Origin of the sequence: Paractinoplanes atraurantiacus, from assembly GCF_900215205.1 — a bacterium.
GTDB classification, from domain to species: domain Bacteria; phylum Actinomycetota; class Actinomycetes; order Mycobacteriales; family Micromonosporaceae; genus Actinoplanes; species Actinoplanes atraurantiacus.
On the sequence record NZ_OBDY01000038.1, the window covers coordinates 77,878 to 96,643 of the forward strand.

General features: G+C 72.9%; 20 protein-coding genes. 6 read left to right on the forward strand and 14 right to left on the reverse strand.

Features of this window, described 5'->3' with window-relative positions; translation table 11 throughout:
• Positions 1-7: 7 nt before the first annotated feature.
• The 8 genes from CRP55_RS46320 to ssd all read right to left on the reverse strand — a co-directional run bounded on the left by CRP55_RS46320 (position 8) and on the right by ssd (position 4,926).
• Complete coding sequence (locus CRP55_RS46320) at positions 8-304, reverse strand: Rv3654c family TadE-like protein (RefSeq protein WP_245923784.1); 297 nt, start codon at positions 302-304, stop codon at positions 8-10.
• A gap of 62 nt (positions 305-366) precedes the next feature.
• Positions 367-729: a TadE family type IV pilus minor pilin gene (locus tag CRP55_RS46325; RefSeq protein ID WP_097328472.1), complete on the reverse strand. Its 363-nt coding sequence runs from the start codon at positions 727-729 to the stop codon at positions 367-369.
• Positions 726-854 (reverse strand): DUF4244 domain-containing protein, encoded by a 129-nt coding sequence (locus CRP55_RS46330; RefSeq protein ID WP_438865854.1) that lies wholly within the window; start codon positions 852-854, stop codon positions 726-728. The genes CRP55_RS46325 and CRP55_RS46330 overlap by 4 nt, the downstream gene beginning before the upstream one ends.
• A 163-nt stretch (positions 855-1,017) precedes the next feature.
• The gene (locus tag CRP55_RS46335; RefSeq protein WP_097328474.1) at positions 1,018-1,695 is read right to left on the reverse strand and encodes a type II secretion system F family protein; all 678 of its coding nucleotides are present in this window, start codon (positions 1,693-1,695) and stop codon (positions 1,018-1,020) included.
• Positions 1,696-1,764: 69 nt separating this feature from the next.
• The gene (locus CRP55_RS46340; RefSeq protein WP_097328475.1) at positions 1,765-1,959 is read right to left on the reverse strand and encodes a hypothetical protein; all 195 of its coding nucleotides are present in this window, start codon (positions 1,957-1,959) and stop codon (positions 1,765-1,767) included.
• Positions 1,956-2,678 (reverse strand): hypothetical protein, encoded by a 723-nt coding sequence (locus CRP55_RS46345; RefSeq protein ID WP_245923785.1) that lies wholly within the window; start codon positions 2,676-2,678, stop codon positions 1,956-1,958. The genes CRP55_RS46340 and CRP55_RS46345 overlap by 4 nt, the downstream gene beginning before the upstream one ends.
• The gene (locus CRP55_RS46350; protein WP_097328476.1) at positions 2,675-3,874 is read right to left on the reverse strand and encodes a TadA family conjugal transfer-associated ATPase; all 1,200 of its coding nucleotides are present in this window, start codon (positions 3,872-3,874) and stop codon (positions 2,675-2,677) included. The genes CRP55_RS46345 and CRP55_RS46350 overlap by 4 nt, the downstream gene beginning before the upstream one ends.
• Positions 3,871-4,926 carry a septum site-determining protein Ssd gene (ssd, locus tag CRP55_RS46355; protein WP_097328477.1) on the reverse strand — a complete coding sequence of 352 codons (1,056 nt, stop codon included), beginning with the start codon at positions 4,924-4,926 and terminating at the stop codon, positions 3,871-3,873. The genes CRP55_RS46350 and ssd overlap by 4 nt, the downstream gene beginning before the upstream one ends.
• A gap of 158 nt (positions 4,927-5,084) precedes the next feature.
• Here ssd and CRP55_RS46360 point away from each other — a divergent pair, with 158 nt between their 5' ends.
• A complete protein-coding gene (locus CRP55_RS46360) occupies positions 5,085-5,441 on the forward strand; it encodes an STAS domain-containing protein (protein ID WP_097328478.1) in 357 nt (118 codons plus the stop codon).
• 308 nt (positions 5,442-5,749) lie between these two features.
• Positions 5,750-6,547, forward strand: a complete 798-nt coding sequence (locus tag CRP55_RS46365) for an HAD family hydrolase (RefSeq protein ID WP_097328479.1) — start codon at positions 5,750-5,752, stop codon at positions 6,545-6,547.
• Positions 6,548-7,069: 522 nt separating this feature from the next.
• Here the strand turns inward: CRP55_RS46365 and CRP55_RS46370 are convergent.
• Together CRP55_RS46370 and CRP55_RS46375 are read right to left on the reverse strand one after the other, a co-directional pair.
• A complete protein-coding gene (locus tag CRP55_RS46370) occupies positions 7,070-7,549 on the reverse strand; it encodes a PH domain-containing protein (protein ID WP_097328480.1) in 480 nt (159 codons plus the stop codon).
• 60 nt (positions 7,550-7,609) lie between these two features.
• Entirely contained in the window at positions 7,610-8,341 is a 732-nt protein-coding gene (locus CRP55_RS46375; RefSeq protein ID WP_097328481.1) for a Fic family protein, read from the reverse strand.
• A 201-nt stretch (positions 8,342-8,542) separates the two neighbouring features.
• Here CRP55_RS46375 and acs point away from each other — a divergent pair, with 201 nt between their 5' ends.
• From acs to CRP55_RS46395, 3 genes are all read left to right on the forward strand, one after another.
• Positions 8,543-10,528, forward strand: a complete 1,986-nt coding sequence (gene acs, locus CRP55_RS46380) for an acetate--CoA ligase (RefSeq protein ID WP_097328482.1) — start codon at positions 8,543-8,545, stop codon at positions 10,526-10,528.
• Between the two features lie 65 nt (positions 10,529-10,593).
• Complete coding sequence (locus tag CRP55_RS53690; RefSeq protein ID WP_179855647.1) at positions 10,594-11,103, forward strand: hypothetical protein; 510 nt, start codon at positions 10,594-10,596, stop codon at positions 11,101-11,103.
• A gap of 23 nt (positions 11,104-11,126) precedes the next feature.
• Positions 11,127-12,050 (forward strand): alpha/beta fold hydrolase, encoded by a 924-nt coding sequence (locus CRP55_RS46395; RefSeq protein ID WP_097328485.1) that lies wholly within the window; start codon positions 11,127-11,129, stop codon positions 12,048-12,050.
• Here the strand turns inward: CRP55_RS46395 and CRP55_RS46400 are convergent.
• The 4 genes from CRP55_RS46400 to CRP55_RS46415 all read right to left on the reverse strand — a co-directional run bounded on the left by CRP55_RS46400 (position 12,047) and on the right by CRP55_RS46415 (position 16,532).
• Positions 12,047-12,412 (reverse strand): UCP033725 family protein, encoded by a 366-nt coding sequence (locus tag CRP55_RS46400; RefSeq protein ID WP_097328486.1) that lies wholly within the window; start codon positions 12,410-12,412, stop codon positions 12,047-12,049. The two genes, CRP55_RS46395 and CRP55_RS46400, sit on opposite strands and share 4 nt — an antisense overlap.
• Positions 12,409-15,522, reverse strand: a complete 3,114-nt coding sequence (locus CRP55_RS55395) for an SseB family protein (RefSeq protein WP_245923786.1) — start codon at positions 15,520-15,522, stop codon at positions 12,409-12,411. Before CRP55_RS55395 ends, CRP55_RS46400 begins: the two co-directional genes overlap by 4 nt.
• Before the next feature lie 309 nt (positions 15,523-15,831).
• On the reverse strand, positions 15,832-16,128 hold the full coding sequence (locus tag CRP55_RS46410; RefSeq protein WP_097328488.1) for a WXG100 family type VII secretion target: 297 nt from the start codon (positions 16,126-16,128) through the stop codon (positions 15,832-15,834).
• 14 nt (positions 16,129-16,142) lie between these two features.
• Positions 16,143-16,532 (reverse strand): WXG100 family type VII secretion target, encoded by a 390-nt coding sequence (locus tag CRP55_RS46415; protein ID WP_342751623.1) that lies wholly within the window; start codon positions 16,530-16,532, stop codon positions 16,143-16,145.
• A 218-nt stretch (positions 16,533-16,750) separates the two neighbouring features.
• Here CRP55_RS46415 and eccE point away from each other — a divergent pair, with 218 nt between their 5' ends.
• Complete coding sequence (gene eccE, locus CRP55_RS46420; protein ID WP_097328489.1) at positions 16,751-18,601, forward strand: type VII secretion protein EccE; 1,851 nt, start codon at positions 16,751-16,753, stop codon at positions 18,599-18,601.
• Positions 18,602-18,766: the final 165 nt, after the last annotated feature.

An 18,766-nucleotide genomic window follows, 5' to 3' on the forward strand; every position in this document is an offset into this window, starting at 1 on the left:
GCCGGGATCAGGGCGGCGCCTGGATCGGGCCCGCCCGGGCCGCCCCGGTGGCCTTTCCCACGAAGCCGGGCAGCGGCTCCAGCTCGACCGTCACCCGCACCACGATCTCCAGGCCGGTGACCACGCAGGACGTCATCCGCGCGCCGTTGGCCACGACGAACCGCGCCGCACGCGCACAGGCCACCCCCTCCCCGTAGATCGCCTCCGCCGCGCCGGCCAGCGCCCCGAGATCGGCCGCCGTCCGAGCCTGCTGCCGCCCCACCCGGGCCGACCCGACGGCCGCTCCGGCCAATCCGGCCGCCACGAGACAAAGCCCCACCGCCAACAACAAGATCGACGCGGCCCCTCGATCACGCTCCCGGCCCGTCATCCGGTGCCGACCGCCGCTGAGGGCTCACGCGCGGCCACGGCCGAACCCTCCACCGTGAGCACAGTGAGGCCGCCGCCCAGCAGACGGACGGGCGCGCTCACCCGGGCCGTGACCATCTCCCCCTCTCCGCTGATCTGGACGACCGCACCCGCCGGCCCGGCTGCGGCGCCCGGCGCGGGCTCACCGCGTGCTGTGGCGAGGGCGGCGTCCCGGGCCACGGCCACGCATTGGGCGTGGACCGTCACCGCCTTGACGGCCGTCAGCCCGGCCGCCAGCAGCAGCATGAGCGCCGGCAGCCCGGCCGCGAGCTCGGCCGTGAACGCTCCCCGGTCGCGGCCGGGCCACCGGCGCCGTCTCACTTCAGGGCCCGAGCGATGACCGCGCCGAGCGCCGCCTGCACGCTGCCGCTGGTGAGGACCTTGAACAGGATTCCGGCGAACGCGACGGCGGCCAGCGTGCCGATGGCGTACTCGGCGGTGCTCATCCCGGCGTCGGCGGCCCCGGTCCGCAGCCGGGCGAAGTTGGCGATCAGTTTGCGCACGTGGTTCTCCTTCGGTTGTGTTCCCTGCCGGCCGCCGGGAGAGCGACCGGCCATCGAGCACCGCGCCCGGCCACCACACATGGCCGGCCACGGAGTCAGAGCGCCCTCACAGCACGTCCTTCAGCACGGAGGTCATCACCGGGACGAGCCCGGCCAGGAAGAACGCCGGCAGGAAGCACAGGCCGAGCGGCAGCACGATGAGGACCGCCGCCCGCTGGGCCTTCGCCTCGACCGCGGCCGCCAGGTCGGCTCGCAGGTCGCCGGAAAGCCGGGCCAGCGCGCCCGCGAGCGCTCCCCCGCTGGCGCTGGAGCGGATGGCCGCCGCCACCAGCCGTTGCGCTCCCGCCATGTCGGCGAGATGCGCCCAGGCCTCGTCCGGCGCGGCGCCCAGGTGAAGCGACCGCGCCGTCCGTCTCAGCCGGACACCCAGCGGACCGTCGAGCGCGTCCGCCACCGCGGCCACCGCCCGGTCGACCGGGGCACCCGCCCGCAACGCCGCCGCCAACAGGTCGGCGCCGAGCGGCAGGTCGGCCGCCGCGGCGAGCCGCTCCTGTCGAACCCGGGCCGGCTCCCGCCGCCGGAGAAGCCGCTCGACCCCCACTCCGGCAACGGCCCCGACCGGCAGCCCCCACCAGGTGCCGATGAACACGGCCACGGCCACCGCGGCGCCGGTGGCCGACGCCAGCCGCCCCCAGACCGGCGACAGCGGCCGCCGAGCACGCCGCCGGGGAAGGCTCCCCGGCGCCACCAACACCGCCACAGCCGCAACGATCAGCAACGCCATCACGACACCACCGCCACGACGACCAGCGACGCCATCACGACGCCGCCCCCACGACGATCAGTAGAGGCATCACGACGCCGCCGCCGGCGTCAGCAGGTCGGCGTCGTCGAGGTCGAGCACGTCGCCCGACCGCGTCTCGCACAGCTCGGCGACCGCGTCGGGCGCCTCACGCCCGACCAGCGCGGCCACGCAGCACATCCGCGAGGGCATCCGCACCGGCCCGGCCGCGCGCAGGAACGCCGCCAGCTCGCACACCGCGGTCACTGCCCGACCAGCCTTTCCGCCCAGAGCAGCCCCGCGCCCTGCAGGAGCACCGCCGTGACGGCGCAAACCCCACCCAGTGGCGTTCGGAGCAGGACGTACAGGGGGTCGGCGCCGATCAGCAGGCCCAGCCCGATGCCACCGATCGGCAGGGCCGCCAGCAACATCGCCGTCGCCTGCGCCCCGGCCGCTTGCGCGTTCGCATGCGCGGCCGCCCGATCGGCCGCTCGCGCGTCGGCCTCGATCCCCTCCACCAGGTCAGCCACCGGCGCCCCGGTCCGCTCGGCCAGCTGCCACACCGCCGCCGTGAGCCGAGACAGCCGTTCCGCTCCCGCCACGGCCTCCACGGCCTGCGACCGCCCCACACTCATCTCCGCCGGGGGCAGGCCGGCGCGCAGGTCGGCCGCCAGGGCGGCCAGCAGGTCGAGGGCGGCCGCCCTGTTCGCGGCCGCTCGGCGGCGGGCCGAGCGCCGAATCAGCGCGCGGCCGGCCAGGCCGGCGTAGACCGCGGCGACGATCGCCGCGACCGGGCCGCCCGCGATCAGGGCCACCGCCATCGTGCCGCCCACCGCGCACGCCAGCGCCTGTCGCGGCCGGGCCGTCGCGACCGGCAGCAGCCGCCGGCGCAAATCTACGAGCGACACCGCCGGTGGGCGCGGCCCTCCCCGCCAGACGATCGCCAGCGCGGCCGCCATCACCAGACACGGACCCCACCAGTTCATGACGTCCCCTGCGGAGGCGAGAGCACCGCCGGGATCCGGACGCCTCGCGCCGCCAGCATCCGGGCCAGAGCCGCCGCCCCCGGCCCCGGGCCGCGCAGCCGTCGCCAGGCCGGGACCACTGTGGCCAGGCGCTGGTCGCCGGCCGGGAGCAGGACGCTCACCGACTCGAGCACCCGGCCCTGCTCGCCCCGCCGGACCTGGAGCACCACCTGCAGGGCCGCCACCACCTGCGCGTGCAGCGCCGCGCGGGGCAGCCCACCCAGCAGGCCGAGCGCCTCCAGGCGGGCCGGCACGTCGGCCGGCGCGTTCGCGTGCAGGGTGCCCGCGCCGCCCTCGTGGCCCGTGTTCAGCGCGCCCAGCAGGTCGACGATCTCGGCGCCGCGGCACTCGCCGATCACCAGGCGGTCGGGGCGCATGCGCAGCGCCTGGCGGACCAGGTCGGTCAGGCCGATCGCGCCGGCGCCCTCCACGTTCGACGTGCGCGTCTGCAGGGACACCACGTGCGGATGCACCGGGCGCAGCTCGGCCGCGTCCTCGACCAGGACGACCCGCTCGGTCGGCGGCACCAGGCCGAGCAGCGTGGCCAGCAGGGTGGTCTTGCCGCTGCCCGTGCCTCCCGTGACCAGATAGGCCAGGCGGGCCGCCACGATCGCCGCCAGCACCGGGGCCACCGTCGGCGGGACCGTGCCGTGATCGACCAGCTCGTCGAGGGTGAACGGCCGTTGCCGGAACGTGCGCAGCGACAGATACGGCCCGTCGGTGGCGACCGGCGGCAGCACCGCGTGCAGCCGGGTGCCGTCGGGCAGGCGCGCGTCCGCGTACGGCCGGCCGTCGTCGAGCCGCCGCCCGCAGGCCGCCGCGAGCCTCTGCGCGAGCCGGCGAACCTCGTCGTGATCGCCCAGCGGAACCGGCACGCGGCACAGGCCGGCGCCCCGGTCGACCCAGACCTCGAGGCCGTTGACCAGGATGTCGGTCACCGCCGGGTCGTCGAGCAGCGGCGCCAGCGGGCCGGCGCCGACGAGCTGGTCGCGCACCCGGTCGGCGAGCCGCAGCACCGCCGTGTCGCCCAGCACCGCCGCGCCCGGCTCCCGCCGCACCGCCTGCACCACGGCCGCCGGAGTGGCCTCGACACCCTCCATCGCGAACCGGTGGCGCACCCGCCCGGCCACCGCGGGCGCGGACCCGTACGCCGTCATGCCGCCTCCAAGAGCTCGCCGACCAGCCGGCGGCAGAGCTCGGCCAGCTCGCCCCGGCCCGTCTCGCCGGGCGCTATGCCACGCTCGAGGGCCTGGCACATCGCCGGCTCGGGCCGCAGCGCCCCGGCCAGCGGCAGTTTCAGCGACGAGGCCACGTCGCGCGGCTTGAGCCGCCCCGGCGCCGGGCCGCGGACCACCACCGACAGCTCGTCGCGGTGGGTCAGCACCATCTGGGCGACCCGGGTCGCCGCGGCCACCGCCCGCACCTCGGCCGGGACGATCAGCAGCGCCCGGTCGGCCGACTCGAGCGCCAGCACCCCGGCGTCGTCGAGCCGGCGGGGCAGGTCGGCGACGATCACGTCGCGGGCCCGGCGCGCGGCGTCGATGGTCGCCGCCATCGCGGGGGCGGGCACGGGCGGCGACTCGTTGCGGGCGAACGACAGCAGCACCAGATCGCCCCGGTGCGGCAGCGCCCTGATCAGCGCTGGCGGATCGACCCGGCCCTCCGTCTCGGCGAGCGAGGACCAGCGCAGGCCGTCTTCGTGTTCCCAGCCGAGCAGCAGGTCGAGGCCACCACCGAGCGGATCGCCGTCGATCAGCAGCGTGCGGTGCCCGGCGCCGGCGGCGGTCACCGCGAGACCGCTCGACAGGATGCTGGCGCCGGCGCCGCCACGGCCGCCGATCACGGCCACCACCCGGCCCACCGGCTGGTCACGCTGCTCGGCGAAGCGGTCGACCACCCACGCCTCGGCGGTCGGCAGCTCGATGATGTGCTCGGCCCCGCTGGCGCGGGCGAGCCGGTCGAGCACCGGCGGCAGCTCACCGCGGTAGACGACGGCGACCCGTGAGCGGCGGGGTAATCGGGCCCGGCCGCACGCCTGGAGCTGGTCGGCCCCGAGCATGACCAGCGGGGCCAGGCCGTACCGGGCGCGGGCGGCCACCGGGTCGGGCGCCACGTCGACCTGGGTGCCTCCGGCGGCGGCGAGCCGGAGCAGGTCATCGAGCAGGTCGGGGTCGGCGGTGACGACGAGGGGCAGGCGAGGTGCGGACATGGCGCCCACGGTGGCGAAGGCCGGTAGGGCTCGGCAACGGGGCCTGTGGACAGCCGGAGCGCCTGTGGATAGCGACCGGACGCGGCCCGGATGTGCTACGGACGGACTACCGCTGAGGCCTGTTGGGTATGTTGTTTCGGGACACGGATGGGGTTGGCATGGAGAGCTCGTTCCAGCGCACACTCGCCGACGACGGCGGGGCCACGATCGTCGTCGCGGGCGAGGTCGACTTCTCAAACGCTGACGAGCTGGCGGATTGTGTGCGCGCGGCGGTCGCCGAGTGGTCACCACCGACCGTGCGGATCGATCTCGGAGCGGCGAGCTTCATCGACTCGAGCGGCCTCGGCGCCTTGATCGAGGGCTACCGCGCGGCCGGCGAGGCCGGCGCGACCTTCGTCGTGGTCAACCCGTCGCCGTCGTTCCGGCGCGTTCTCGACGTCACCGGCCTGTGCGAGTTCTTCGGCTTGAGCTTCGAGAGCGAGACGGCCGATCAGAGCCGGGCCACCGGCGCATAGGGAACGACCCCCGTCGGGGGAGACGGGGGCCGTCCGAGGATTCGGCTCCGGGGGGGTCGAGCCGAATCGCTCGGTGATTACGGGGGGCGTAATCACCGAGGGCTTGAGTAAAAGAGCGCAACCGTAACAACATGAATCCCGATCGCAACAGCACAAGCATGCCTCACGGATGCAGCGCAGTCGAGTACCGATTGTGTCCGAGTGGGATATGCCTGCCCGTCTGACCGTTTTCACAGCGCGTCACCATCGATGGGCTCGACGCGCCGAGGGCCACGAAGGTCGGCACGGTACGGCTACACTTGCCGCCCGTGGGCCTCAGTGCCGCGTTTTTCGACCTCGACAAGACCGTCATCGCCAAGTCCAGCGCGCTGGCCTTCGGACGGCCTTTCTACCGTGATGGCCTGATCAGCCGCCGCGACGTCGTGAAATCCGCTTACGCACAGCTCATGTTCCGGCTGGGCGGCGGCTCCGACGAGCAGACCATGAGCCGCACGCGTGACTACCTCGCGGCGCTCTCCAAAGGCTGGCGCGTCGAGCAGTTGCAGCAGATCGTCGCCGAGACGCTCGAGGAGCTCATCAACCCCTATGTCTACGCCGAGGCGGCGACGCTGATCGCCGAGCATCAGGCGGCCGGCCGCGACGTCGTGCTGGTCTCCGCCTCGGGCGACGAGATGGTCCGCCCGATCGGGGCGCTGCTGGGCATCACCGATGTCATCGCGACGCGCATGAGCATCGTCGACGGCCGCTACAGCGGCGAGGTCGAGTTCTACGCGGCCGGCCCGAGCAAGGTGGTCGGCATCCGTGAGCTGGCCGCCGAGCGCGGTTACGACCTGGCCGAGTGCTATGCCTACTCCGACTCGGTCACCGACCTGCCGATGCTCGAGGCGGTCGGTCACCCCAGCGCCGTCAACCCCGATCGCGCCCTGCGCCGCGCCGCCGTCGAGAACTCCTGGCCCATCCTCGAGTTCCGCCACCCCATCCCGCTGAGCAGGCGCCTGCGCGATCGCCCGGCCGTCCCGGTCGCCGCCGCTCTGAGCGTCGGCGTCGGCGCCGCCATCGGCATCGCGATCTACGCACGCCATCGGCGCACCAAGACTCTGGCCTGACTTCACATTATTTTGTACGGGGTTGGCACCAGCGCCCCGATGCGACAGGGCCGCCAGTCGCCGGGCGCAAGGTCAATGACCAGCGCGAATGCCTTCGGTCTGAGTAATTTCGAGGACGCACTTTGGGCCCGGAAACCCTGGCGATCATGCGGCGACGGGCGTAGAAAGAACTGGCGAGGTTCGAAGCGGAAAGCCCGGGATAACCGGAAATTCCGTAGTCCGGATCTCGTGCACGGCCACCGGGAACCCACGCGCGATCAGCCACGGCAGGCACGTTGCGGCGGGACCTGGGCCACCGGGCTCCCACAGTGGACTCGCGAGGCTCTGGACCGTCGACAACGACCCAGGTGCACGCTTGATAACCCGGTCCGGACGCGCAAAGCCGGCGCCCCATGCGGGACGCCGGCTCTATTTTCTGCCTTTGACGGTTTGAGCGTGAGCACCGAACCGGCCGGTCGTGCGTGAGGAGAACGAGTTGCACCCAGCCGGTGCGACGAAGCGGGGGCTTCTCGCGGATGCGTACTAAATGGGGTTTCTTGCCTCTAGATGCCTGTTGCGCAGTTCGTGATAGACGGCTTTGAAGAGTTTGGGGCGCGAGTGGAAGTCGACGCCCTGCGCCCAGAGCTCGGTGTTGACCGTGGAGCCGTCGGCGCGCTCGATGAGGACCGTCAGCCCGCTCTCGATCTCCCACGGGCCGAGCTTGTGCGTGGCTTTGTGCAGGCGCACGTGGGCGATCTCGGCCCAGCTCATCGTGTGTGACCGGAGCAGACCGCGGATGCGCAGGCCGGCCGGGCCGACGTAGGCGCCCATCTGGAGGATGCGGTAGGAGCCGAGCACCCAGACGGCGGCCAGGACGCCGGCGAGCACGCGGATGCCGTGACCGCTGAGATCGAATTGGCGAGCCGTGGCCCAGCCGAGCAACGCCAATGCAGCGATCTCCCAGCCGATTACCAGCCAACGTCCCGTACCCGGCGTGTACGGGCGCTCCCAGGTCGTCTCCACGCGAGCGAGTATTCCAGCGGAATTGTCATGATCCGGCGGTGTGCGGAAAAGACTGACCGATCAGACGGAGGCGAGGACCCCATCGCCGATGCGGGTGATCTCATCGGCGGCCTCTGTGACCGCTGCGGCGTAATGACGCAGCCATGATCGGACGCCGTCGGGGGTCCCGGTCGCGTAGGCGCCGGCCGAACCGACGTATTCCGGCTCGCGGTTGTGGTGGCCGACCTCGACCGCGACCAGCCCGCGAGGGTCGAAGCCGCGGTTGATCAGCGTGAGGTGGGCGGCGGCGCGGGCGACGACGCCGGCCGGACCGGCGAACGGGCGCAGCGTGATCAGCTCGGCGTGCACGATCGCGGCCAGCAGCAGGGGCGGCGTCTTGTCGTTGCCGGCCACCAGGCCGGAGAGGGCGTCGACGCGGTCGGCGGCGCCGGTGAGACGGCCCAGATCGGCCGCCGGGACGACGCCGCGCGCGGCGAGCACGTGCAGCTTGGCCAGCACCTGGCGGGGAGCGCGCGGCCACAGATCGACGAGGCCGCCGAGGCTCTCGGCGACGCGCAGGGCGCCCTGGACCACCGGGTCGGTGACCGTGCCACCGCGGACCTCGTCGAGGTCGTAGACGTTGCCCTCCAGCGCGGCGCTGGCCACGGCGCCGCGCAGGCTGGCCTCGGCCGCCACCTGACCGCCGTGACGGCGCAGAGCGCGGTGACGCATCGCGGCGTCGACGCGATCACGCGCTTCGGTCAGCGCCGGAGCGACGTCGGCGAGCTCGAGCAGCGGGGCGAGTGGATCCACGCCGGTAAGACTACAGAAACATGGGCTGCACAAAACGGCTCGGAACTGGCAAGATTCGCGCAGGACCGATCAATGGGCGGTCATCCAGCGCGCCCATGATGCCACCCGGCGCGCTGGGTGACGCAACCCTCGCCGGTCACATCAGGCCTGACTAATGTGCAACAAAGAAGCCCCGGTCAGCAGTGAAGAGGAGCCGCCCTCATGAGCGAGACATTGGCGAACCTGTCATCGGAGACGCGGCAGTTCCCGCCGCCGGAGCAGGTGGCCGCCGACGCCAACGTCAAGGCCGAAGCGTACGAGGAGGCGGCCGCCGACCGGCTCGCCTTCTGGGCCACGCAGGCCGACCGCCTCACCTGGGCGAAGAAGTGGGACCAGGTGCTCGACTGGTCGAACCCGCCGTTCGCCAAGTGGTTCGTGGGCGGCGAGCTGAACATCGCCTACAACTGCGTCGACCGGCACGTCGAGGCCGGCCACGGCGACAAGGTGGCGATCCACTGGGAGGGTGAGCCCGGCGACACCCGCACGATCACCTACGCCGACCTGCTCAAGCTGGTCAGCCAGGCCGCGAACACGCTGACCGGCCTCGGTGTCGGTGCCGGCGACCGGGTCGCGATCTACATGCCGATGATCCCCGAGGCCGCGGTGGCGATGCTGGCCTGCGCGCGCATCGGCGCCACCCACAGCGTGGTCTTCGGTGGCTTCTCGGTCGACGCTCTCTCCACCCGGATCAAGGACGCCGACGCCAAGCTCGTGATCACCGCCGACGGCGGATACCGGCGGGGCAAGCCGTCGGCGCTCAAGCCGACCGTCGACGAGGCCGTCGCCCAGTGCCCCAGCATCGAGAACGTGCTGGTCGTGCGCCGCACCGGCCAGGAGGTCGCCTGGACCGACAAGGACAAGTGGTGGCACGAGACGGTCGAGCAGGCCGGCGCTGAGCACAAGGCGCAGGCGTTCGACGCCGAGCACCCGCTCTTCATCCTCTACACGTCGGGCACGACCGGTAAGCCGAAGGGCATCCTGCACACCACCGGCGGCTACCTGACCCAGACGTCGTGGACGCACCACGCGGTCTTCGACCTCAAGCCGGAGACCGACGTCTACTGGTGCACGGCCGACATCGGCTGGGTCACCGGCCACTCCTACATCGTCTACGGCCCGCTCTCCAACGGCGCGACCCAGGTGATGTACGAGGGCACGCCGGACACCCCGGGCCGTGACCGCTTCTGGCAGATCGTCGACAAGTACAAGGTGTCGATCCTCTACACCGCGCCCACCCTCATCCGCACGATGATGAAGTGGGGCGACGACATCCCGGCCGGCTACGACCTGTCGTCGCTGCGCATCCTGGGCAGCGTCGGCGAGCCGATCAACCCCGAGGCCTGGATGTGGTACCGCAAGAACATCGGCCACGACAAGACCCCGGTCGTCGACACCTGGTGGCAGACCGAGACCGGCGGCGTGATGATCTCGCCGCTGCCCGGCGTGACCGCGGCGAAGCCCGGCTCGGCGATGACCGCCCTGCCCGGCATCACGGCCGACGTGGTCGACGACCAGGCCCAGTCGGTGCCGAACGGCGGTGGCGGCTTCCTGGTGCTGCGTGACCCGTGGCCGTCGATGCTCCGCACGATCTGGGGCGACGACAAGCGGTTCATCGACACGTACTGGTCGCGTTTCGGTGCCGGCGCCGGCACCGGCGACGACTGGATCTACTTCGCCGGTGACGGCGCCAAGAAGGACGACGACGGCGCGATCTGGCTGCTCGGCCGGGTCGACGACGTCATGCTGATCTCGGGGCACAACATCTCCACCACCGAGGTCGAGTCGGCCCTGGTGTCGCACCCGTCGGTGGCCGAGGCGGCGGTGGTCGGCGCGACCGACCCGACGACCGGCCAGGCGATCGTGGCCTTCGTGATCCCGCGGGGCAATGTGGACACTGAGGGCGACGCGGGCGAGAAGCTCAACGTCGACCTGCGCAACCACGTGGCCAAGACGCTCGGCCCGATCGCCAAGCCGCGGCAGATCATGCTCGTTCCCGAGCTGCCCAAGACCCGCTCCGGCAAGATCATGCGCCGTCTTCTCAAGGATGTGGCCGAGCGCCGCTCGCTGGGCGACGTCACCACGCTGCAGGACTCCGCGGTGATGGACCTGATCTCGTCGGGCATGAAGAACACCAAGTCCGAGGACTGACCGTTTCCTATACGCTGTGGCGCCGCGGCCCGTCAGGGCCGCGGCGCTTCGGTCACGGGGGTTCCATGGTCAAGACCTTTGGGGGTACGGCGGTAGCGCTGTCCCTCGGCATAGTGGTGCTGAGCGGGTGTTCGAGCGATTCCCCGCCGCCCGCCGCGGCTGCTCCGGCCCCTGCGGCTCCTCTCGCGGCGGCCACCAGCTCTGTCACCGCGGCCGCGCCGCCGCCCGGCACCGCCGCGCCCGCCCCGGTCTCCTCGCCTCCGGCCCCTGTGGCCGGCCAGTCGACGTCGGCCGCGGCCCCGACGGCCACCCCCAGCCGCCCCGCCGGCGTGCACGTGCCCAACGTCGGCGGCATCCAGCCGGGGTGGGTGAACGGCAAGGTCACCGGCGTCTCCGGCTCCTGCCTGACCGTCAAGGACGACACCGGCGTCACCTGGAGCCTCTACTCGGCCGGCGCCGTACCGGTCACCGCCGGCACCGCGATCCGTGCCCGAGTGAACCCCGGCCCGACGAAAATCAACTGCGGCAAGGGCCAACCGGGCACGCTCGTACGGGCCATGGTCGCAGGCAGCTGACGCGAGCGCCTACCCTGGAGGGCATGGGCGGTCGGGTGGATGAGTCGTGCGTGCTGGTGGACGGCCCGTGGACACATCGCTTCGTCGGCGCCAACGGCAGCCGCTTCCACGTCGTGGAGGCCGGCACCGGCCCGCTCGTGCTGTTCCTGCACGGCTTCCCGGAGTTCTGGTGGGCCTGGCACGACATCCTGCCCCGGGTCGCCGACGCCGGCTTCCGGGCCGTGGCGATGGACCTGCGCGGCTACGGCGCCAGCGACAAGCCGCCGCGAGGCTACGACGGCTACACCATGGCGGCCGACGTCACCGGCACGATCCGGGCCCTCGGCGAGCGCAACGCGACCATCGTGGGCGCCGGCGCCGGCGGCATGATCGCCTGGGCGGCCGCCGCGTTCCATCCCAAGCTGGTCAACCGCCTGGTCGTGCTGGGCGCGGCCCACCCGCTGCGGCTGCGGGCGGCCCTGTTCGCCGACCCGCGCGGCCAGCTCTCCGCCTCCACGTCGGCGCTGCGCTTCCAGGTGCCGCGCTACGAGCACGTGCTCACCCGCGACGACGCGGCGATGGTCGGCGAGCTGATGACCCGCTGGACCGGTCCCCAGTGGAGAGAGACGCCCGAGTTCGACGACTACGTGCGCCGGTGCCGCGAGGCCATGCAGATCCCGCAGGCGGCGTTCTGCGCCCTCGAGGCCTATCGCTGGGTCTTCCGCAGCGCGATCCGGCTCCAAGGCTACCGATTCGTCAAGCTGATGCAGAAACCCCTGGTCACTCCGACCCTGCAACTGCACGGCGAGCTCGACACCGCCACCCTGCCCCGCACGGCTCAGGGTTCCGGGCGCTACGTCATCGCGCCGTACGAGTGGCGGCTGATCCCCGACGCCGGCCATTTCCTGCACCAGGAGGCGACCGACATGGTCACCGGCGAGATCCTCCGCTGGGCGAAGACCAGTTAGATCCGCTGCTCGTGCAGCTCGGAGACCTCATGCACCGGGGCCCACCCCTGGTAGACGCCGAAGTCGAACTCCTCGAGGCCGAGCTGGCGGGCGATCGGGGCGCGGCCGCCCGCGTACTCCACCCGAAGCCACGAGTCGGTCTCGGCCAGCACGATGAACGGGGCGCCGCGCCACGAACAGGTCGTGCGCACGTAGACCAGCTCTTCGTACTCGTTGGGGCTCAGCACCCGCACGTACCGGCCCGGGCGTACCTCTTCGAAGCCGTCAGCCGGCTCCTCACGGTAGATCCGGACGTTGTCGCCGTCCGGCACCGCGTCGTACTCCCGGCCCTGCCAGGTGGCCACGTATCCGTCGCGCATCACTGCTCCCCAACCCGGCGCCACAGCGGGCCGTCGTTGTCGAAGATCGCCACCATGCGCTCGTTGCCGTCCACGTCGATCCGCCACAGCTGCGAGCCGTGCGGCAGCCGGACACTGTCCACCTTGAACTCGGCGACGACGTCGCGGCTCTCACCGGGCGCGAAACCGTTGCCCCGGAACGGCGCCCGCTCGATCACCCAGCCGTCCATGGCGCGCAGCGCCTGCTCGTTCTGGCCGCCGTAGGGAATCCGGTAGAGGCTCGGCCGATACGCGGGCCAGCGCAGCACGTACGCCTCCTTGGCGTCCGGCTGGTGCTGGGAGCCTTCATAGCTCAGACCCAGGGCGGCGAAGAGCTCGGCCGGCGTACGCAGATGCTCCACCTCGGTCGCGCGGTGCACGAAACCGGCGACCCGGTCGTAGCCGCGCTCCAGGTAGTAGTCGACCTGGTCGGGCGGAAGCGTCTTCTGCATGACGGTCGCGTGCTGGGCGTCGTCGCTGGCCGGCTGAGGAGCGGGCACCGGAGTGACCGCCTCGTCGGCCACGGGCGCGTCCGGGTCGTTGCCCAGGCCGGCCTCGGCGGCCCAGTTGGCCAGGGCGATGACCTGCGGCCCGGGATATTTCGCGCCGATCGGGCTGTTCGGGTTGACCGCGAACGACCAGGCCGGGTCGGGCCAGTTGCGGATCAGCTCGTAGAACCGGACGCCGACCGTGCGGGTGGGCTGGGCGTAGTGCTCGTCCAGCCGGTCCTTGCTGGTGAAGACGATGAGGAAAGCCTCGCCGTCCATCTGCTCGGTGCGGAAGGCGAAACCGGACTCGCCGGGGGCGCTGCCCGGGCGGGAGTGGTCGGCCACCGGAACGAGGACGGTGGCGAGCAGCAGGGTGGAGAGGAAGGCATCGGTGCTGTGCCCACCGGCGGCTTCGTAGAGCTCCCGCTCGACATCGTTGGCCGGGACGAAAGGATCGACCGGCGGAGGCGGGCTGTACGAGGGAGCGGCCCCACGAGTCTCGAGCGGCGGGTGCCCGCCGGGACGGGCCGGGCGGTCGCTGCCGGGCGAGCCGGGAATGACGGGCGGGGTGGGACCCGGGCGCTCGGCGGGGGTCTCGGCCGCCCGGGCGGCGTCGGAGCGCGTCTGGAACGCGGGGAACGACGTCATGGAGGCCGGCGGCCCGGCGGAGGGCGACGTGGCCTGGCGGCGGGGCAGCGGGGTGCCGAAGCCGCGGCCGGGCTCATTGCTGCTGCCCGGCTGCTCGCCGAGCCCACCCTGCTGGACCGCGGGACTCGTCTGGGCGGCGGCGGCCTGCGGCGAGGCCGGCCCCTGGGGGAAGCCGCCGCGCTCGGCGGGGGCGAAGCCGCCGGCTTCCTCGGTGGGTGGCGTGGCCGTGCGGCGGGGCAGGCCGCCGGCCGGGGTGGCCACGGTGGGCTGGGCCCAGCCGGGGTCGAAGGTGCTCTCGGCGGGGTCGCTCGGCACGAAATGCTCGGGTACGGGCGGGGTGTTGGCGCCGGGGCTGCGGACCGGGAGCGGGGCGTTCGGGTCCTGAAGGTCGCTCGGCGGGGCCGAACGACGGCTGCCGAGGGCGCCGAACGCGCCACCCAGCGTGGGCGTCGAAGGCGGCCCGGAAGCCGGGATGCCGGAAGCCGGGATGCCCGAAGCGGGGATGCCCGACGCCGGAATGCTCGAGGAGGGGATGCTCGAGGTCGGGATGGACGGCGGCTGGTAGGCCGGGGGCACCGCGGGTGGCGGAGCCATCGGTGAGACCAGCGGAGCCGCGCTGGCCGCGCTGATCGGGCCGGGCGGCGTCGCGGGGCCGGCCGAGGCCGGCGTGCGAGCGGGCAGGCCACTGGGCAGCACGGAGCCGGGGCTGCGGATCGGGAGACCGCCGGGGCCGGTCGGCTCGGCCTTCGAGGGCTTAGCGGCCGGCTGAGCGCCGTACGTCCCGGGTCCATTGACCGGAGGCGCGCTGATCGGCACAGCGCTCGCCGGACGGCCGCCGGTCGCCGGGCTGACGGGCCGCCCGTAGGCGGGCGGGGCACTCGCGGCCAGGCCACCGGGCTGCCCATACGCAGGCGTGGCAGGGCTCGCGGGCTGGTCAAGCGCGGGCGCGGCAGGGCTCGCCGGCTGCCCGTACGCGGGCGCAGCAGGACTCGCCGGCTGCCCGTACGCGGGCGCGGCCGGACTGGCGGGCTGCCCGTACGCGGGCGCAGCAGGACTGGCGGGCTGGCCGAACGCAGGCGCGGCGGTGCTCGCGGGCTGACCAAATGCGGGCGCGGCGGGGCTCGCCGGCTGGCCGTACGCGGGCGGGGTGTTAGTGGCGTCGCCCTGAGGCTGGCCGTAGGCGGAGGGCGCCTGCCCATACGGCGGGTTCGCGCCCGCGGCCTGACCGTAGGCAGCCGGGGCGCTGGGAGCCGACTGCTGCCCGTAGGCGGGAGGCTGCGCTTCGAACGGCGACTCGCTCAGAGGCTGGCCGTACGGCGTGTTGCCCTCGCCGTAGGCAGCGCTGGCCGCCTGGCCGTACGCGCTCGGCGCGGCGACCGGCGAGGTGCTCGCCGGATATTGCGGGTAGGCCGCCGTGGCCGGAACCGGCGACGGCGCCTCGGTGGTCGGCCCACCCGGAAGGGCGGCCTCCTCCTGACGGGTGGCGGCCGCGTTCGCCGCCAGCGCGGCGGCCTGAAGGTCCTGCATCTTGGCCGACGCCGGGGTCGCCTCGCGGCCCGGGCCGCGGGTGGGCAGCCTCAGATCGCCCCGGGACAGCTGCGCGACGAACCACGCCGGCAGATATCCCTCGATCGGCAGACCGGGGTTGACCGCGAGCCACCACTCGAGGTTGGGCCAGGTGTTGGCGAGCTCCTGATAAGGAACGCGCCGGGCCGAACCCGTGTAGTCGGCCAGACAGGCCTGCAGCGCGGCGGTCGACGTGAAGGCGAGCACATGGGTGCGCCCACCGGTGCTCCAGGTGCCCCAGCCGAGCGGCGCGAGGCCCGCGAGGGCATCGGCCGACACCGGCAACAGCAGGTCAACCCTGGAGAGAATGCGGAAGTACGACTCCTGGTCGTCGGTGCGCAACGCATCGCGCATCGCGACCTCGGCGTCCGTAGCCGGCTCCCACTCGGACACGTCCACCTCTCCCCACGCGCGACGAGGCCATCTCAACGCGTACAACCTACAAGGTCAGGCCGCGATCACAATGGGCGGCAGTACGCGGAGTAGTAAAGCAGGTGTACGACGCCCTCGGCACGCGCTCGGAAGGTCTTCCCAGCGCCTTGATCAGTAGCTGGCAGCGAGCAGCCAACAACCGATCGTAGCGTCACCGGACTTTTCGGCCAGTACGCGTTCGGGGGACACCAAGGCCCGCAAGAACGGACTAAACGGAACGGCCGGCACAGTCGCTGTCGACTGCCCGGCCGTCTCAGGTGGCATCGGCGCTCACTGGAAGCGCTGAGTCGCCGTCTTCTCGGTGTGGATGTAGTCCTCGACCGACTGGTCGACGGCCACCTTGATGTTCTGCAGGATGCCCTGCAGATCGGCCGAGGCGGCGCGCCAGGTGGCCTGCCGCTGGGCGTACGCCTCCTTGGCCTCACCCTCCCAGCTGGCGACCAGCGGAGCGGCGTCGCTCTCGAGCTGGTCGAGCCGGGACTGCAGGGTGCTGATCGCCTTCTGGATGTCGGCACTCGCGTTCTGCAGGGCGCCGAAGTTGACGAGCAGAACTCCGTCGTTGGGCATGTCTTCTCTCCCCGTCAGAGCGGCAGCTGGAAGCTGCCACCGGAGTTGGCAACCCGGCTCTGGGCCTCGGTGTCGGAGGCGTCGTAGCCGACACCGGACACCTTGATCGAATCGGCGGTCTGCGCGAGTGCCCCGTTGAGCTTCTTGAGGTCTTCCGCGTACTGCACCTTGACCTGCTCGAACGCGGCCGCGCCAAGTCCCTTCCACGCGCTGCTCAGCACGGAAAGCTCGGACATGAGCGTGCTCAGCATCTGCTGGAGCCCCGCGTTCACGTCGTCGAAGTTCGCGGCGGTCTTCGCCATCACCGCGGATTCTGCCTGCGTCTGGGCCACCCCGGACGTCACCCCGCTCTCTCGCTCGGTTCGCCGATCGCCGAGATCCGCTGACGTATCGACGGTGGCCACCAGGCTAGCCCCAGCAAACAAGCCGTGGGGCGTGCCGTGAGCGGCCGACTACTCTTCAGGTACGTCGCCGACCGTAGCGAAGTCCGTCAAGACGGGAAAGCTCGGGGATCGCAACCTGTGGATAACTTTCGCACTGTCCACAGGGCGCCCCGCCGGTGGGCCCTTGCCCCTACGATGGGCCCGCACAAGGAGAAACGCGGCGCGAAGGGCGGTGTGTGATGACGGTCGGCGTGGCGGGTGACCGCGACTACCGCGACCTCAGTGGCCCGGCCAAGCCGTCACCCAAGGTCAGCATGCGACCGGTCCGAGGTGGACGATTGTTCGGCGTCCGGGCCGGTCAGATCGTCGCCACCCAGGTGGCCGCGGTCGCCGTCGTGGTCGGCGCGCTGAACGGGCCGATCGGCCTCGCGGCCGGCGCCGCCGTCGCCCTGCTGGTCCTCGCGGTGACGTGGCTGCGGCTGCGCCGGCGTTGGCTGTTCGAGTGGTTCGGCGTGATGCTCCGCTTCGGGGGCCGGCGGCATGCGGCGGCGGTCGACACCCAGGCCGCGCTGCTCGAGCTCGTCGCCCCCGGTGCGCGCGTGGAGCAGACCGATCTGGCCGGCGACCCCGCGGCGATCATCGTCGACGGCCGCGGCCTGACCGCCGTGCTCGAGCTGGGCGACCCGGCGGGCCTGCTCGCCGAGGATTCGGCGTCGCTGCCCTCCCCCGCCTCGCTGCTGCCCTCGGCCGAGGCCGAGCTGCCGCCCGTGCTCATCCAGTTGCTGCTGACCGGCGCCCCCGCCCCGTCGCTGCGGGCCGGCGCCGGCACCCCGGCCAACTCCTACCGTCAGCTCACCGAGGGCCGCCTGCTCGGGCACAGCCGCGCGCTGCTCGCGGTCCGGGTGCTGCGCGCCGAGGGCTGGTCACCCGAGGAACTCCACCGCTCCCTCTCCGGACTGGTGCGCAAGCTCGTCCGCCGCCTGTCGGCCGTGCCGGCCAAGCCGCTCGGTGAGGCGGCCGCGATGCGGGTCATCGCCGAGCTGGCCCATCACGACGGCGTCGGCCCGGCCCAGGAGACGTGGCCTGGCCTGCGCGTCGGCGGGCTGGCGCAGAGCACCTTTCAGCTGCGCCGGTGGCCCGACCCGCGGGTCGAGACGTCGCGGCGGCTGATCTCCCGGCTGCTCACCCTGCCCGCCTCGGCGACCACGGTGTCGCTGACGGCCGGCCCGCGCCCGGCGCACGGCCCGACCCCCCTCGACCTCACGATCCGGCTCGCGGCCCCCGACACCGGCACGCTCGGCACCGCCGCCCAGGCCCTGCACAAGGTGGTCGCGGCCGAGCAGGCGAGCGTGCGCCGGCTCGACGGCGAGCAACTGTCCGGCCTGTCGGCGACCCTCCCGCTGGGTGGCTCGCCGTCCGCGGTGCCGGGCCTGCCGCCCGACGGCCTCCAGCCGGCCGAGCGACTCGAGGGCCTCGACCTGCCGGTCGGCACGTCCGGCCTGATGCTGGGGCGCAACCGCCACGGCAACCCGGTGGTCGCCCGCCTGTTCCGCCCCGAGCAGACCCGGGTCCTGCTGATCGGCGGCGTCCGCTGCGCCCAGCTCGTCGTCCTGCGCGCGATGGCCCTGGGCGCCCGGGTCATGGTCCAGACCGCCCGCCCGCGAGCGTGGGAGCCTTTCGTGCGGGGCGCCGCCGTCCCTGGCGAGTCGATCGCCGTCGTCCCACCCGGCCGCCCGGTCGAGATCGCCCCCGGCTCAGCTTTGCAGCCCCTCCTGGTCGTCGTGGACATCGGCCCGGTCGGCTCCGACACCCGCCCCGGCGCCGGCTGGCAGGCCACGCTGGTGGTCCGGGACGAGTTCTCCGCCGCCGACGTGGACGTGGCCTCCCGAGCCGACCTGCTCGTCCTCCAGCCTTTGCGCCCCGACGAGGCCACTCTCATCGGCGGCGCCCTGGGCCTGGGCGAGGTGGCCCAGTGGATGACCAAGATCCGCCCCGACATGGTCGGCGTGGTGAACCGCCGAGCCGTCCGCTGGGCGGCCCTGGCCCACACCCCGATCGAAACCCAACTGGTAGGCCCCCCAGGCCGTTAACCACCGCGCGCCCTTCAACCCCCAACCACCGCGCCCCTCTAACCCCCAACCACCGCGCCCCTTCAACCCCCAGCCGTCGTGCCCCTTCAACCCCCAGCCGTCGTGCCCCTTCAACCCCCAGCCGTCGTGCCCCTTCAACCCCCAGCCGTCGTGCCCCTTCAACCC